Annotated in this window: 13 protein-coding genes; 5 read left to right on the plus strand and 8 right to left on the minus strand. The window is 67.4% G+C overall.

Annotated features, from left to right (window positions below; genetic code table 11):
- Positions 1-19: 19 nt before the first annotated feature.
- The 6 genes from ACE3P9_RS05065 to ftsY form a co-directional block, all read right to left on the minus strand.
- The gene (locus tag ACE3P9_RS05065) at positions 20-337 is read right to left on the minus strand and encodes a DUF2322 family protein (RefSeq protein WP_374492197.1); all 318 of its coding nucleotides are present in this window, start codon (positions 335-337) and stop codon (positions 20-22) included.
- A 98-nt stretch (positions 338-435) separates the two neighbouring features.
- Entirely contained in the window at positions 436-2,517 is a 2,082-nt protein-coding gene (locus ACE3P9_RS05070) for an ATP-dependent helicase (RefSeq protein WP_374492198.1), read from the minus strand.
- A gap of 216 nt (positions 2,518-2,733) precedes the next feature.
- A complete protein-coding gene (locus ACE3P9_RS05075; protein ID WP_374492199.1) occupies positions 2,734-3,234 on the minus strand; it encodes a hypothetical protein in 501 nt (166 codons plus the stop codon).
- 359 nt (positions 3,235-3,593) lie between these two features.
- Complete coding sequence (pip, locus tag ACE3P9_RS05080) at positions 3,594-4,601, minus strand: prolyl aminopeptidase (protein ID WP_374492200.1); 1,008 nt, start codon at positions 4,599-4,601, stop codon at positions 3,594-3,596.
- A gap of 225 nt (positions 4,602-4,826) precedes the next feature.
- A complete protein-coding gene (gene rpoH / locus ACE3P9_RS05085) occupies positions 4,827-5,822 on the minus strand; it encodes an RNA polymerase sigma factor RpoH (protein WP_374492320.1) in 996 nt (331 codons plus the stop codon).
- A 227-nt stretch (positions 5,823-6,049) separates the two neighbouring features.
- Positions 6,050-7,375, minus strand: coding sequence for a signal recognition particle-docking protein FtsY (gene ftsY, locus ACE3P9_RS05090; protein WP_374492201.1), 1,326 nt, complete (start codon positions 7,373-7,375; stop codon positions 6,050-6,052).
- Positions 7,376-7,557: 182 nt separating this feature from the next.
- Here ftsY and rsmD point away from each other — a divergent pair, with 182 nt between their 5' ends.
- The 3 genes from rsmD to ACE3P9_RS05105 all read left to right on the plus strand — a co-directional run bounded on the left by rsmD (position 7,558) and on the right by ACE3P9_RS05105 (position 9,731).
- Positions 7,558-8,223: a 16S rRNA (guanine(966)-N(2))-methyltransferase RsmD gene (gene rsmD / locus ACE3P9_RS05095; protein ID WP_374492202.1), complete on the plus strand. Its 666-nt coding sequence runs from the start codon at positions 7,558-7,560 to the stop codon at positions 8,221-8,223.
- A gap of 179 nt (positions 8,224-8,402) precedes the next feature.
- Positions 8,403-8,891, plus strand: a complete 489-nt coding sequence (gene coaD, locus ACE3P9_RS05100; protein ID WP_374492203.1) for a pantetheine-phosphate adenylyltransferase — start codon at positions 8,403-8,405, stop codon at positions 8,889-8,891.
- Positions 8,892-8,939: 48 nt separating this feature from the next.
- Positions 8,940-9,731, plus strand: a complete 792-nt coding sequence (locus ACE3P9_RS05105) for a DUF1294 domain-containing protein (protein WP_374492205.1) — start codon at positions 8,940-8,942, stop codon at positions 9,729-9,731.
- A gap of 46 nt (positions 9,732-9,777) precedes the next feature.
- Here the strand turns inward: ACE3P9_RS05105 and recJ are convergent, their stop codons facing one another.
- Together recJ and ACE3P9_RS05115 are read right to left on the minus strand one after the other, a co-directional pair.
- Entirely contained in the window at positions 9,778-11,484 is a 1,707-nt protein-coding gene (gene recJ, locus ACE3P9_RS05110) for a single-stranded-DNA-specific exonuclease RecJ (RefSeq protein ID WP_374492206.1), read from the minus strand.
- Complete coding sequence (locus ACE3P9_RS05115; protein WP_374492207.1) at positions 11,484-12,569, minus strand: phosphoglycerate mutase; 1,086 nt, start codon at positions 12,567-12,569, stop codon at positions 11,484-11,486. The genes recJ and ACE3P9_RS05115 overlap by 1 nt, the downstream gene beginning before the upstream one ends.
- A gap of 462 nt (positions 12,570-13,031) precedes the next feature.
- Between ACE3P9_RS05115 and ACE3P9_RS05120 the strand changes: the two genes are divergently transcribed.
- Both ACE3P9_RS05120 and lolD read left to right on the plus strand, forming a co-directional pair.
- Positions 13,032-14,285: a lipoprotein-releasing ABC transporter permease subunit gene (locus tag ACE3P9_RS05120; protein WP_374492208.1), complete on the plus strand. Its 1,254-nt coding sequence runs from the start codon at positions 13,032-13,034 to the stop codon at positions 14,283-14,285.
- Positions 14,278-14,997 (plus strand): lipoprotein-releasing ABC transporter ATP-binding protein LolD, encoded by a 720-nt coding sequence (lolD, locus tag ACE3P9_RS05125; protein ID WP_374492209.1) that lies wholly within the window; start codon positions 14,278-14,280, stop codon positions 14,995-14,997. Before ACE3P9_RS05120 ends, lolD begins: the two co-directional genes overlap by 8 nt.
- Positions 14,998-15,000 lie beyond the last annotated feature (3 nt).

A 15,000-nucleotide genomic window follows, 5' to 3' on the forward strand; every position in this document is an offset into this window, starting at 1 on the left:
GGGGGCAGCGTGCCGGGACTCAGCGCGGCAGCGGCACCAGGCGCCAGCCGGCCAGGGCCTTGCGCTGCTGCAGCAGCAGATCGATGTTGGGATGGGCTCCGGGATGGGCCTCGGCGTCGGCCACGTGTTCGCCAAACCACTGCAGCCCCTGTTCCACGGCGGCGGCATCCAGCAGCCCCCCGAAGCGGTCTGCCAGTGCGGCATACAGCCGCAGTGAGCCGGTCTTGCCCGGCGCATGGGGAATGTGGTGCATCACCTCGCCCCGTTCATTCACGATGTCGAGTCCGCGCAGATGGTCGATGGAGGGCAGGGTGGCCAGGGTGTCGGCAAAGGTCATGGCAAAAAAAGTGCAGGCACAGAAAAAAGAAGGGAACGGGAGATGCCCGGCTGCGGCGGACATGCAGGTCTGCATGCCACCCGCGTCCGGGCGGGGGATCAGTGTGGCGCCTGTGAGGCCTTGCTGGCGGCGGCCCGCTTGGCGAACTCGGCGCGCAGGGCCTTGAGCTTCTCGCGCGGGTCTTCCTTGACGGTGGCGGCGTCGAGCGCCATTTCCTTGATGAAGCGGCTGGGCTGCGCGCTGACGAGGTCGCGGCCCTTCTTGCGCTTCTTGGGCCAGCTCACGGCCAGGCTGCGCTGGGCGCGGGTGATGCCCACGTACATGAGCCGCCGCTCCTCCTGGATGCGCTGGGCCAGGCCCTCGCTTTCCGTATTGCCCTCGGCATCTTCCACCTTGAAGGGCAGCATGCCCTCGGTCACGCCGACAAGCATGACGTGCGGCCATTCCAGCCCCTTGGCTGCATGCAGCGTGGAGAGCGTGACCACGTTCTGGTCCTGCTGGCGCTCCGAGATGGTGGAGAGCAGGGCCACGTTCTGCGCGATTTCGAGCACCGTCCTGGTGGTGCTCTGCATGGTCACGCCCGCCGTGTCGTCCACGAAGCCACCGCAGCGGTTGGCCATCCAGTCGCAGAATTCCAGCACGTTGTTCCAGCGGCCGGCGGCCACCTTCTCGCTGTCCTCGCTGTCGTAGAGGTACTTCTCGAAGCCGATGTCGCGCAGCCATTCCTGCAGGAAGGCCTTGGCCGCCTCGGCGCCGCTTGTTGCGCGGGCGCGGTATTCGAGATCGTTGAGATAGCGGCCGAACTCGTGCAGGCCATCCACGGCACGCTTGGACAGCGCCGTGCCCAGCGAGTGGCTGAACAGGGCCTCGAACATGCTGATGCGGTAGCGGTTGGCGAACTCCCCGAGCTGCGCCAGGGTGGTGTGCCCGATGCCGCGCTTGGGGCAGGTGATGGCGCGCAGGAAGGCCGGATCGTCGTCGTTGTTGGCCAGCAGCCGGAACCAGGCGCACAGGTCCTTGATTTCGGCTCGGTCGAAAAAGCTGGTGCCCCCCGAGACCTTGTAGGGAATCTGCGCCTTGCGCAGCGCAGTCTCGATCAGCCGGCTCTGGTGGTTGGCGCGGTAGAGCACGGCAAAATCCCGCCATTCCTTGTGCGGCGAGGTGGCGCGCTGGCTCTGGATGCGGGCCACCACGCGCTCGGCCTCGTGTTCCTCGTTGTCGGCATCCACCACCCGCACCGGCTCGCCTTCGCCCAGCGCGCTCCACAGCGTCTTGGGAAACAGCTTGGGATTCGGGCCGATCACATTGTTGGCGGCCTGCAGGATCGCGCCGGTCGAGCGGTAGTTCTGTTCGAGCTTGATGACCTTGAGCCCCGGGAAGTCCACCGGCAGCTTGCGCAGATTGTCGAGCGTGGCACCCCGCCAGCCATAGATGCTCTGGTCGTCGTCACCCACTGCGGTAAAACGCGCATCGGGCCGGTCTGGCCAGCCCACAAGCAGCTTGAGCAGCTCGTACTGGGTGGCGTTGGTGTCCTGGTATTCGTCCACCAGCACGTAGCCCAGCGCCTGCTGCCACTTGGCTCGCACCTCGGGGTGCTCCTGCAGCAGCTTGAGCGGCAGGCCGATCAGATCGTCGAAATCCACGCTCTGGTAGGCCGCCAGGCGCTCCTGGTAGCGGGCCATGACCATGGCCGCGCTGCGGTGTTCGTCATGGCCCACCGTGCAGGCGGCCAGCGCCTGTTCGGCCGTCAGCCCCTGGTTCTTCCACAGGCTGATCGTCCACTGCCACTGGCGCGCCACGGCTGCGTCGGTGGTGCCCCCGCAGTCCTTGAGCAGGCTGAGCACATCCGAGGCGTCCAGGATGCTGAACTGCTCCTTGAGCCCCAGCGCCTGCCCGTCCTCGCGCAGCATGCGCACTCCCAGGGCGTGGAACGTGCAGATGATCACCTTGCCCGCTGCCTTGCCAATCAGGCCCTTGGCGCGTTCGCGCATCTCTGCGGCGGCCTTGTTCGTGAAGGTGATGGCCGCAATGCGCTCGGGGGCGCAGCCTGCCTGGATGAGGCGGCCGATCTTGTGCGTGATCACGCGCGTCTTGCCCGATCCCGCCCCCGCGAGCACCAGGCAGGGGCCCTGCAGGTAATTGACAGCTTCTTGCTGGGAGACGTTCAGACCATCCGACATGAGGGTAAGGGGCAACTGCTGAAAAGAGGAAAGGGCGTCATCATACTGCCGCCGGATTGGCCCTGCCTACCCATGCCAGGGACCGGCGCCAGAGCTCCTACACGCTTTCCGAGCACACAAAAAAGCCCGCCGGAGGGCGGGCTGGTCACATGCTGGGACAGGCAAGGCTGCCGCTGCGTGAGCGCACAGAGCGGCAGGCCGGTCACGTGGATGTGCTCACTTCGCGGCAGGAGCCGGCTGCATGGGAGCAGGAGCTGGCTTGCCCTTCATCGGAGCCGGGGCCGGGGCCTTCTTGGGCAGGGGCTTCTTGGCCATGGGCTTGTGGGGCACAGCATGCTTCATGGGCTTGGCAGCCTTGGCCGGCTTGCCCATGGGCGCATGTTCGGCAGCCACCTTCGGGGGCAGGTCCAGCTTGGAGCCCAGCGGAGCCGTGGTCTTGCTCTCGAACAGGATGCCGCCGCCCTGCACACTGCCTTCCTTGCTGCCCGCACCGTCCTTCACGCGGGCCATGCAGGCTTCCTTGTAGCCTTCAGGCAGAGGGGCGCAGCGGGCTTCGGCATTGGCGGTGTATTGGGCTTCCGGCAGGGCTGTCAGCGTGGCGCTGTGCGCCTTGGCCGCAGCGGCTTCCTTGGAGTGCGGAACAGCAGCGCTGGCACCAAAGGCAGCGGTAAGGGCGGCAGCCACGAGGGCGGTACGCATGGCAAAACGAGTGGTCATCTGAAAATCCTCCAAAAATGAAACATGGATGGGTCAGAGGCATGGATTGGCTTCGACTGGCCCTGCTACAACAACCGAGTGCGTAGACTCTGGGGAAAAGTGTAACCATCGCGTCAGCCTTCGGACAACCTGCAGTGACAGGAGCGCCGGCCATATTGTCACAACTTGTAGAGCATTCCGGTCTGTCTCGCACCGACTGTCCGCGCAGGGGTAGCGGTCCGAATCTGCCGCTCATGCGCCCACTTGCCGTAGGCTCCTGAGAGATTGCCTGAGCGCGCCCCCGGGCGTAGAAGGGCTGGGAGCAGAGGCAGCCTGATACAACTGCCGCGGCCAGTGGGGCGGTGGGCCGCGTGAGGGGCTCAGTCCTCCTTGCCGCACAGTCGGTCGGTTGCCCGCACCAGCTGGTCGAGAATGCCGGGCTCGCTGTAGGCGTGTCCGGCATTGCCCACCCAGTGCAGCTCCACCTCGGGGTGAATGGCCACCATGGCCTGGTACAGGTCCCAGGCTGTGGTGGCGGGGGTGCACAGGTCGTAGCGTCCCTGCACGATCACCGTTGGAATGCCCCGGAGACGATCCACATGGGCGATGAGTTGCCCTTCTTCCATGAAGCCGTGGTGTGTGAAGTAGTGGTTCTCGATGCGGGCGAAGGCCAGCGCGAAATGCGCATCGCCATAGTGGTCGGCATCAGGCGGAGGCAGCAGCGAGATGGTGCGGCCTTCCCAGCGGGCCCAGGCCTGTGCGGCTTCGAGCTGGGCGGCGGCATTGTCGCCCACGAGGCGGCGGCGGTAGGCGGCCACCATGTCGTCGCGTTCGGCTTCCGGGATGGGGGCCAGGTATTCCTCCCACAGGTCGGGATAGAGGTAGGAGGCGCCTGCCTGGTAGAACCAGTCCAGCTCATGCTGGCGCAGCGTGAAAATGCCGCGCAGCACGAGGGCGCTGACGTGCTCGGGGCATTCCTCGGCATAGGCCAGCGCCAGCGTGCTGCCCCACGAACCGCCAAAGACCAGCCAGCGCTCGGTGCCCAGCATGCTGCGCAGCCGCTCGATGTCGGAGACGAGATCCCAGGTCGTGTTGCGTTCGAGGCTGGCATGCGGGCGCGAGCGGCCGCAGCCCCGCTGATCGAACAGCAGCACGCAGTAGCGCTCGGGGTCGAACAGGCGGCGGTGGTCGGCGCTGCATCCTGCCCCCGGCCCACCGTGCAGGAAGATGGCCGGCTGCCCCGCCGGATTGCCCACCAGCTCCCAGTAGATCTCGTGCCCGTCGCCTGTGTCGAGCATGCCGGTGCGGAACGGCTCGATGGGTGGATACAGCATGCGCTTGGGGGCGTGGATGTCGGCGTGTGTGGTGTGGTGCTGAAAAATGGACATGGATGGGCAGGCAAAGAGCAGAAAAGGAAGGTCGATGACCGGAAGCGCACAGCCCGCATGGCCCCCTGCAGGAACGGCAGGGCAGGGATTCGGCAGGCGAAGGCGATGAAGCCATTATGGAACGCCTGCCGAGTGGGGCTGAGGGGGAAAGACAGTGCGGCAGCCAAAAAAACGCCCCTCGGCAGAGGGGCGGTAGGGGAGGGGCAGAAGCAGAAGGCCGGTGGATCAGGCGTATTCGGCCAGGGCCTTCTTCATCTTCTTCATGGCGGCGGTCTCGATCTGGCGGATGCGCTCGGCACTCACGCCGTATTCCGAGGCCAGCTCGTGCAGCGTCATGCCGCCGCTGCCGTCGTCGTTGACCTTGAGCCAGCGCTCTTCGACGATGCGGCGGCTGCGCGGGTCGAGGGTGTCGAGTGCGGCGGCAATGCCGTCGGTGGCCATCACGTCGCGCTGGCGGGCTTCGATCATGGCGGTGGGCTCGTGGTTCGCGTCGCTCAGGTAGGCGATGGGGCCGAACGCATGCTCGCCGTCATCCGTGGGCGTGGGGTCGAGCAGCACGTCGCCGCCGGTCATGCGGGTTTCCATCTCGATGACTTCCTCGCGCTTGACGTGGAGGTCCCGGGCGATGATGTCGATTTCCTGCTCGGTCAGGGTGTCGCGATGGGCGAGGGCGTCGTCCATGTCGGCGCTGGCCTTGAAGCCCTGCTTCTTGCTGCGCAGGTTGAAGAACAGCTTGCGCTGCGCCTTGGTCGTGGCGACCTTGACCATGCGCCAGTTCTTGAGGATGTACTCGTGGATCTCGGCCTTGATCCAGTGCATGGCATAGCTCACGAGCCGCACGCCCTGCGTGGGATCGAAGCGGCGCACGGCCTTCATGAGGCCGATGTTGCCTTCCTGGATCAGGTCGCCCTGCGGCAGGCCATAGCCCAGGTACTGGCGCGAGATGGCCACCACCAGACGCAGATGCGACATGATGAGGCGACCTGCTGCGTCGAGGTCGTTGTGGTCCCGCAGCTTGCGGGCGTATTCGGATTCCTGCTCGGCGGTGAGCATGGGCATGCGGTTGACTGCCGTGATGTAGGCGTCGAGATTGCCGAGCGGCGGAAGGGTCGCCACTGCCGACCAGTTGGAGGCAAAGGCGAGGTCATGGGTAGCGGTGGAAGAAACAGCTTGTTTGGCCATAGGTCTTTCACTCCTTTCGAGAGATTGGATACCTCGGATCAGGAAAGGTTCCCCAAAAAGGCGGGAATTAAAGCAAATACCCCCTGCCTGTTTTGGGTTGTGAGTCATTTGCCAAGGAGGCGCAGGCATCGTGTACATCCATGATCGGGCATCGCATCGTGTTCAGGGATGGTAACACCCCCTCTCTGGCGCCATGGAAACGGCCTGCGGCAAGTTGTAAGGATCTGTCCGGGGGCAGCGCATGGCTCCCCCCGGAGCGTCCGCAATCAGCCCAGCAGGGCCTGTGCGAATTCGCGGGCGTTGAAGGTTTCGAGGTCTTCGAGCTTTTCGCCCACGCCGATGAAGTACACCGGAACCGGCTTCTCGCGGGCGATGGCACACAGCACACCGCCCTTGGCTGTGCCGTCGAGCTTGGTGACGATGAGGCCCGTGAGCTGCAGCGCATCGTCGAAGGCCTTGACCTGGGCCAGGGCGTTCTGGCCGGTGTTGCCGTCGATGACGAGCAGCACCTCGTGCGGGGCGCTGCCTTCGGCCTTCTGGATGGTGCGCCGGATCTTGCGGAGCTCCTCCATGAGGTGGAGCTGGGTGGGCAGACGGCCCGCGGTGTCCACCAGCACCACGTCCTTGCCGCGCGCGCGGCCTGCGGCCACGGCGTCGAAGGCCAGTGCAGCAGGATCTCCGCCGGCGCTGCTGACGATCTCGACGGTGTTGCGGTCGGCCCAGACAGCGAGTTGCTCGCGGGCGGCCGCACGGAAGGTGTCGCCCGCAGCCAGCAGCACGGCCTGTCCGTGGTGGCCGAGATGCTTGGTGAGCTTGCCGATGGAGGTGGTCTTGCCTGCGCCATTGACGCCCGCGACCATGATGACGGTGGGGGTGTGTTCTCCGATCACGAGCGGCTTTTCGAGTGGGTGCAGCAAGTCGGTGATGGCGTCGGCCAGCAGACCGCGCACCTGGGCCGGGTCGGTGGCCTTGGCGGCCTTGACGCGCCCCTTGAGATCGTCGAGCAGGTACTGGGTGGCATTGACGCCGGCATCGGCCATGAGGAGTGCGGCTTCGAGGTCTTCGTAGAGGGCGTCGTCGATGCGCGTGCCGGTAAAGACGGTGGTGATGCTGTTGCCGGTGCGGCGCAGGCCATTGCGGAGCCGGTCGAGCCAGCGGCTGCGCGCGGGAGCATCGGCCACAGCGTCGGTGGGCTGTGTCGGAGCAGGAGGGACGGGAGCCGGTACCTCGACCGCGTCGGCTGGCTCGGCGTCGAGCGCGGCCTGGGTGAGTTCGGCCTCGTCGATGGGGGAGGGTTCGACGGCCGGGCCAGCGCTCGACAGGGGGGCAGCCTGCAGGGCATTGGCCAGGGCCTGCTGGGCGAGCGGGAGGTCGTCGGGCAGGGCCGGAGAGGGAGGCTCGGGGGTCTGTGCCTCTGCGCCGAAACTGCGGCGGAGCTTGCCGAGCCATCCGCCCGCACCAGCCGGTGGCTCCGACGGGGCAGGGGAAGCGGCTGCGGGCTCGGGGCGGGACTCGGCAGGAGAGGGCGTGGGCACCACGGGGGTGTCGGTGGCGGCGGGAGGAGAAGGTTTTTTCTTGAAGAAGCTGAACATGGAGCGGGTGTGGGCGCAAAACGGCAGGCGCAGACGGCGCGGCATCCTCTGTCCGAACGAGAGGCGGGCATGGGGCGGAGGGCTTCCATTCCGCAGGTGTGTCCGGTCTGCACGAAGGCAAGGCCACTGATTGTAGTGGGGGCCGTTCCGGCAGCACAGGGGGCAACCGCTATCATGCATGCATGAGACGATCTTCAGCCTTGACCGGAGAGCGATCCGGTCGTGTTTCTGCTGGCGGGGAGCGCCCGCCTGTGTCCCACCGCCCGCGACTGGCTCCCGGGCAGGTGCGCATCATCGGAGGCCAGTGGCGGCGCCGCCTGCTGCCTGTGCCGAGCGGCAAGGGAATGCCCGAGGGGCTGCGTCCCACGCCCGACCGTGTGCGCGAGACACTGTTCAACTGGCTCGGGCAGGATCTGGGCGGCTGGAAGTGCCTGGATCTGTGTGCGGGCACCGGTGCACTCGGGTTCGAGGCTGCCTCGCGGGGGGCAGCGGAGGTGCGCATGGTGGAGCAGCATGCCGGACTGGTGCGACATCTGCAGGAACAGGCTCGCCTGCTGCAGGCCACTGCCGTCGCGGTGCGGCAGGGCGACGCGCGCGCGGTGCTGGCAGGTGGAGGGGAGCGCTACGATCTGCTGCTGCTCGATCCTCCCTACGCCAGCGACTGGTATGCCGACGCCCTGCGGCTGGCGCAGCAGGTGGTGGCCGACGAAGGCTATCTCTATCTGGAGTCCGGGCGCGAATGGACCGAGGCGGATCTGCTGCTTCTGGGCTGGCAGCGCGTGCGCCATCTCAAGGCGGGGCAGGTGCATGCGCATCTGCTGCGGCCGCTGCGAGAGCCGGCGGACTGACCTCCCCCGCTCACCGGGCCGCAGAGGCTGCTGCAGGGACCCCGCACGCCCTGTCATGGGTGTGCGATGGCTATGGTGTCCGGTGCCAGTACATGCCTGCTCCTGACACGTGGGAGCATAGGGGTGGAATTTGTTTTTCTGGAGGCGGGCGTGGTGGCGTCCGCAGGAGCAATCGAGACATGAAACCGATCACGGCCATTTATCCGGGCACTTTCGATCCGGTCACTCTGGGACACGAGGAGCTGGTCCGGCGTGCGTCGGAGCTGTTCGGCGAGCTGATTGTCGCGGTGGCGGCAGGACACCACAAGAAGCCGCTCTTCGAGCTGGAGGAGCGGCTCGCGATGATGCGCGAGGCCGTGGCCCGCTATCCGAACGTGACGGTCGAGCGCTATGACGGCCTGCTGCGGGATTTCGTGGTGGCCCGTGGTGCGCGCGCCATGGTGCGTGGGCTGCGTGCGGTGTCGGACTTCGATTACGAATTCCAGCTCGCGGGCATGAACCGCCGGCTCATGCCCGAGGTGGAGACGGTGTTCCTGACCCCGAGCGACCAGTACCAGTTTCTGAGCAGCACCTATGTGCGTGAGATCGCCTCGCTGGGGGGCGAGGTGGATGGACTGGTGTCGCCAGGGGTGCATCGTCGACTGATGGCGCGCATGGGGCGGCTGTGAGCAGCCGGCCGGTCCATCGCCCCGAGGGGAAAATGCACGGGGCAAAGCATGGGCAGTGAGCGCTGGCAGGGGCGGGTGGCCCGGTTCGACGATGCGCGCGGATTCGGCTTTGTGCGGCTGGATGATGTGCAGCGAGCCCGCAGGCTTCTGGGCCGAACCGAGATCTTTGTGCACTGGCGCGCCTTTCCAGACCGGCAGCATCGTCCGCAGCCGGGAGATCGCGTGAGCCTGGGGCTGGTGCGCGATCACCAGGGCGGCTGGCAGGGGCACAACGTGGAGTTCCTGGCTCCCCAACAAGAGATCGGGGCACCTCGACGGCAGGCCACCGGACCGGAGAGCGCCATTCGCGGGCGCCCTGCTGCCCCAGCGGGCGGAGCGGCAGGGAGGCGGCAGGCTGCACGGAGTGCGCCAGGCGAGCGGGGGATGCCACCGGGCCGGACAGGAGCCGGGCGCCGGACAGGGCGGCCGGTGCCTTCCCCCCTGCCGCTGTGGTTCTGGCCGATCGAGGCCGGTGCCTTGCTGCTGTGGGGCATGGTGCTCATGCAGCCCCGTCTCTCGAATGGGCTGGTGGTGGGGTTTGCAGGGCTGAGTGTGCTGACCTTTCTGGTCTATGCCATCGACAAGACCCGGGCGCAGCGCAGGCGCTGGCGCATTCCCGAAAAACAGCTGCATGTGCTGTCGCTGGCTGGCGGCTGGCCCGGGGCGCTGGCCGCGCAGCAGCTGCTGCGGCACAAGAACGCCAAGCCGGAATTCCAGTCGGTGTTCTGGGCCACGGTGGCCGGCCATGTGCTCGCCGTGCTGGGGCTGTGCTGGCATGCCGCCAGTCTGGGAGCCCCGTGACGGAGAGAGGGGGGCCTGGCCAGGGTGCTTTCGCCCGGCCGGGTGCTCAGTCGGCCATGCCTTCGACCACCAGCTGCACCGTCTGCTGGCCGCGCCATTCATTGACGTCGAGCCGGTAGGCCAGGGTGGCGCGTGCGGGCAGTGGCTTGCTGCGACCGAACCAGATGGCGTCCACCAGCTCGCCCTGATGGCGCAGCTGCAGCTTGAGGTGCCGCTCGCCCACGAGGCGCTGGTGCACCACTTCCAGCTCCTCGCTGAACACAGGGGCGGCAAAGCCCTGGCCCCAGACGGCCTCCTGCAGGCTGGCGGCCACGTCGATGCGGCGGAAGCTGGCCGGCAGCGGGCCGTCGGTGGCCAGCGTGCGCTCCAGGGTGGCCGCGTCCAGCCACTCATGGGCGACTTCGGTCAGGGCCTGCTCGAAGGTGGCGAAGTGGTCACGGGCAATGGTGCAGCCGGCTGCCATGGCGTGTCCCCCGAACTTGACGAGCACGCCGGGATGGCGCTTGGCCACGAGGTCCAGTGCATCACGCAGATGAAAGCCGGGAATGGAGCGGCCCGAGCCCTTGAGCAGATGCTGCTGTCCGGGGGCGCCGCTCACGGCGAACACGAAGGTGGGGCGGTGCAGGCGGTCCTTGAGGCGGGAGGCCACGATGCCGACCACGCCTTCATGAAAGTCCGCATCGAACACGCTCAGGGCCGCCGGCGGGGTATCGGCGTCGGTGAACAGGTCTTCGGCCAGGTGCATGGCCTGTTCGCGCATGCCTTCTTCCAGGCTGCGACGTTCCCGGTTGATGCTGTCGAGCATGCGCGCGAGCTCTGCGGCGCGGGCGGCATCGTCGGTGGTGAGGCATTCGATGCCCAGCGTCATGTCCGCCAGCCGGCCGGCCGCGTTGATGCGCGGGCCGAGCGCGAAGCCCATGTCGAAGGTGCTGGCGCGGCGCGCATCGCGGCCGGAGATGGCAAACAGCTCGCGCATGCCGGGGGGCATGGCACCGGCCCGGATGCGGCGCAGGCCCTGGGCGACGATGCGGCGGTTGTTGGCATCGAGCCGCACCACATCGGCCACGGTGCCGAGGGCCACGAGGGGCAGCAGGGTGTCGAGGCGGGGCTGGGGATCGGGCAGGGTGCCACGCCGCCGCAGCTCGGCCCGCAGCGCCAGCAGCACGTAGAACATGACGCCCACACCGGCCATGGATTTGCTCGGACAGGTGCAGCCCGGCTGGTTGGGGTTGACCATGGCGTCGGCCTCGGGCAGCTCGGCACCGGGCAGGTGGTGGTCGGTGACGATGACCTGCATGCCCAGCGCGCGTGCGGCGGCCACGCCGTCCACGCTGGCAATGCCGTTGTCCACGGTCACGAGCACGTCGGCGCCCGTGGCATGCACGCGTTGAGCGATGGTGGGAGTCAGTCCGTAGCCGTCATTGACGCGGTCAGGCACCAGAAAGTGCACCTGTCGCGATCCCAGCAGGCGCAGGCCGCGCAGGCCCACGGTGCAGGCAGTGGCGCCGTCGCAGTCGTAGTCGGCCACGATGCAGATGCGCAGGTTGTCCCGGATCGCATCGGCCAGCAGAGAGGCCGCCTCGGAGGCGCCCTTGAGCGTGTCGGGCGGGAGCAGGTGTGCGAGGGCATCGTCGAGCTCGGAGGCCTGGGTGACGCCCCGGGCAGCATAGAGCTGGGCCAGCAGGGGATGCAGGCCAGCCTGCTCCAGCGCCCAGCGCGCGCGGGGAGGCACATCGCGGGTTTGCAGGCGCATTACAGGGACTCCAGCACCCGGGCCATCTGCAGCGGACGCAGCTGACGGCCCAGGAGGCGCAGCAGGCCGGGGCGCTGGTCGTTGTGCCAGGTCGTGGCGCCCCGCTCGCTGCACAGGGTGATGCGCACACGCGGTGCCTGTCCGCCGCGCAGCTGCGCCAGCAGGGGGCCGAACACGGCTTCGTCGAGCCAGTGCCAGGCCTTTTCCCAGGCATCCCAGTCTTCGCGCAGCGCCGGCAGGGCGAGTTGCCTCAGCACATGGGGATGCAGCAGGGCCGGTGTGCCGGCTTCTGGCGCGGAGACCTCGGCAGAGGGCGGCGGCTCGGCAGGCAGGGAGCCGGCTCCCCACAGCCAGAATGAGTTCACGGGGAGTGCCCCCTGTTCGGCGCGGGCATCGTTGACCGGATGGGTATAGAGCAGCATCTGCATCTCGCTCTGCAGACGGCGCAGGGGTGCGGAGTGGGCTGCCGTGGGGCTGGTGCTGGCCTTGGCAGCGAGCGCCATCCAGCCTTCGACGTTGCGGCCGCATACCCGGTCGAGCGAGGCAGTGCGCAGTCCTTCCAGGCTCGGCCCGCAGGCCAGCCACTGGAGCACGCCGGTCTTGTCGACCGGGAGGGGCACCAGATGCAGGCCTTCCTCGGCGAACCAGGGGTGCATGGCGGCCAGCAGCGCGTCGCCTTCGGCGGCGGAGAGGTGCAGGTCGGCCGGATGCGCCATGGTGACGTGGTCGGCATGGATCTGCCAGTGGCAGAGCGTGACCACGCCCCAGGGCAGGGACGATGCGCCTTCGAGCCCGTGGCGCCGGGCCAGATGGGCCGCCCAGGGCATGCAGCCGTCCTGCCGCGAGGCTTCGGGCCAGCCCAGGGCGCGGGCCAGGACGTGTTCGTGCGGCGGGCTGTAGCTGTATTCGTCGCACTGGACGTCCTGCTCGCGCTGCAGGCGGCCCAGCAGCACCGGAAGATGGCGCAGGGTCAGCTGGTCAAGGCGGGCCTGACAGCGCGCAGAGGACGCTGCGGCAAAGGGCACGATCAGGTGATGGGCGGCGGAGGACATGGCCATCTGCTGGGGCTCGGAGACTTCGGTCATATAGCAACCCTCTATTGTCCCGTATCGCGCTTGCATTTGCATCCTTGGGGCATAAGGAAAAGGGTAACCGAACACTTTCTTCCGATGGCCAGACGCGGCGGGTGAGGCGGTGACGTGCCTGTTCAGGGGCGCTCCGCACAGGGAGCGCTGCCGCAGAATGCTGCAGGAAAGGGAGTACCGGGAGATTGAAGACAATTTGAAACAAATGTATCCAATGTTGTCGTGGAGCCTGTCCCCGCTGCGGTTCGTGTGGGGCATGCCACATGGCAGGCCCCGCAGCCAGCACCCGTTGGGCGTGTCGCCGATGAGCCGGGCACGCGTTCGCAACCTTTGCTTGCACGCTTTTCGGGGGGTGGCGGCGAGAGGCCGGGATGGCACTGCCACAATGCAGGGTGTGGCAGCGATTGAGCTGCCGGCTGCAGCAGACCGGGGCGGCGCTTCGTCCCGACACACCCATCCTCCATGGCCATTCCCTACGAACTTTCTCTTGGCTGGCGCTATACGCGCGCCGGTCGCTCCACCCGGCGCAACGGGTTCATCTCGTTCATCTCGGCGGCTTCCATCCTCGGCATCGCGCTGGGGGTGGCGGCGCTCATCATCGTGCTCAGCGTGATGAACGGCTTCCAGAAGGAGGTGCGTGACCGCATGCTGGGCGTGGTGTCGCACATCGAGATTCTCACACCGTCGGGTGGCGCCCTGCCTGATGTGCAGGGCGTGCTCCAGAAGGTGCGCGCGGTGCCCGAGGTGGTAGGGGCGGCTCCCTTTGTGGTCGGGCAGTCGCTGCTCGTGCGCGGAGAGGACATGCGCGGCGTGCTGGTGCGCGGCATCGAGCCTGCGCGCGAAGCCGAGGTGTCGAACGTGTCTGCCGGCAACGCCGAGGTGCTGCAGCAGCTCAAGCCGGACAGTTTCAATGTGGTGCTGGGCGAACAGCTGGCTCGCGCGCTGGGCGTGCAGCGCGGAGATACCGTGACGCTGGTGGCCCCGAGCGGCACCATGACGCCTGCGGGGGTGATGCCGCGGCTCAAGCAGGTGACGGTGGTGGGAACTTTCAATTCCGGCCATTACGAATACGACTCCACCCTGGTGCTTCTCAATGTGAGCGATGCGGCGCGCATCTTCCATGTGGACGGACCCACGGGTGTGCGTCTCAAGCTCAAGGACCTGAACCAGGCGCCGCTGGTGGCCGAGAAGATCAGCGCCCTGTTCGACCATGAATACCGCGTGAGCGACTGGACGCAGCAGAACCGCAGCTGGTTTGCCGCCGTGCAGGTCGAGAAGCGCATGATGTTCATCATCCTGACGCTCATCGTGGCGGTGGCGGCCTTCAACCTGGTGAGCACGCTGGTGATGAGCGTGCAGGACAAGCGCGCCGACATTGCCATCCTGCGCACGCTGGGCGCCACGCCGCGCAGCATCATGTCGATCTTCATGGTGCAGGGGGCTGCAGCCGGCATCATCGGAACGCTGGCCGGCCTGCTGCTGGGGCTGCTGGTGGCCTGCAACATCGACGTGATCGTGCCCTTCATCGAGCACCTGCTGCACACGCACTTCCTGCCGCAGGACGTGTACCTCATCAGCAAGATGCCGAGCGACCCCGAGGCCGGCGACATCGTGCCCATCGTCATCGTGTCGCTGCTGCTGTCGTTCGTGGCCACGGTCTATCCGAGCTGGCGTGCCAGCCGCGTCAATCCTGCGGAGGCATTGCGCTATGAATGAGATGTCCCTTTCTCCCGATGCCGCATTTCGTACCCCGGGCCGCACCGTGCTGCAGGCCACCGGGCTGACCAAGCGCTTCCACGAAGGGCGTGACCTCGACCTGACCGTGCTGCGGGGCATCGACCTCGACATCCGCGCCGGGGAGACGGTGGCCATCGTGGGGGCTTCGGGTTCGGGCAAGAGCACGCTTCTGCACATGCTCGGCGGGCTCGATGCTCCCACCAGTGGCAGCGTGCAGCTCATGGGGCAGGCGTTCTCGGCACTCTCGCTCGCGGAGCAGGGGGCACTGCGCAACCGGCACCTGGGCTTTGTCTACCAGTTTCACCATCTGCTGGCCGAATTCACGGCAGCCGAAAACGTGGCCATGCCCCTGTGGATCCGGCGTTCCGACCGCGAGGAGGCCCACCGCGAAGCCCTGCGCATGCTCGAACAGGTGGGGCTGGCCGATCGCGCTGCCCACCGGCCGGGCGAGCTCTCCGGGGGCGAGCGCCAGCGGGTGGCCATTGCCCGTGCCCTGGTCACGCAGCCGGCCTGCGTGCTGGCCGACGAACCCACCGGCAACCTCGACCGCGGCACGGCCGACCAGGTCTTCGGGCTCATGCTCGATCTGGCGCGCCGGAACCAGACCGCGTTTGTGCTCGTCACCCACGACGACCAGCTCGCCGCCCGCTGCAGCCGCCAGCTGCGCATGGTGCGTGGCCAGCTGGCCTGACAG

The organism is Allobrachymonas sp., from assembly GCF_041912815.1.
Classification (GTDB): Bacteria; Pseudomonadota; Gammaproteobacteria; order Burkholderiales; family Burkholderiaceae_C; genus Brachymonas.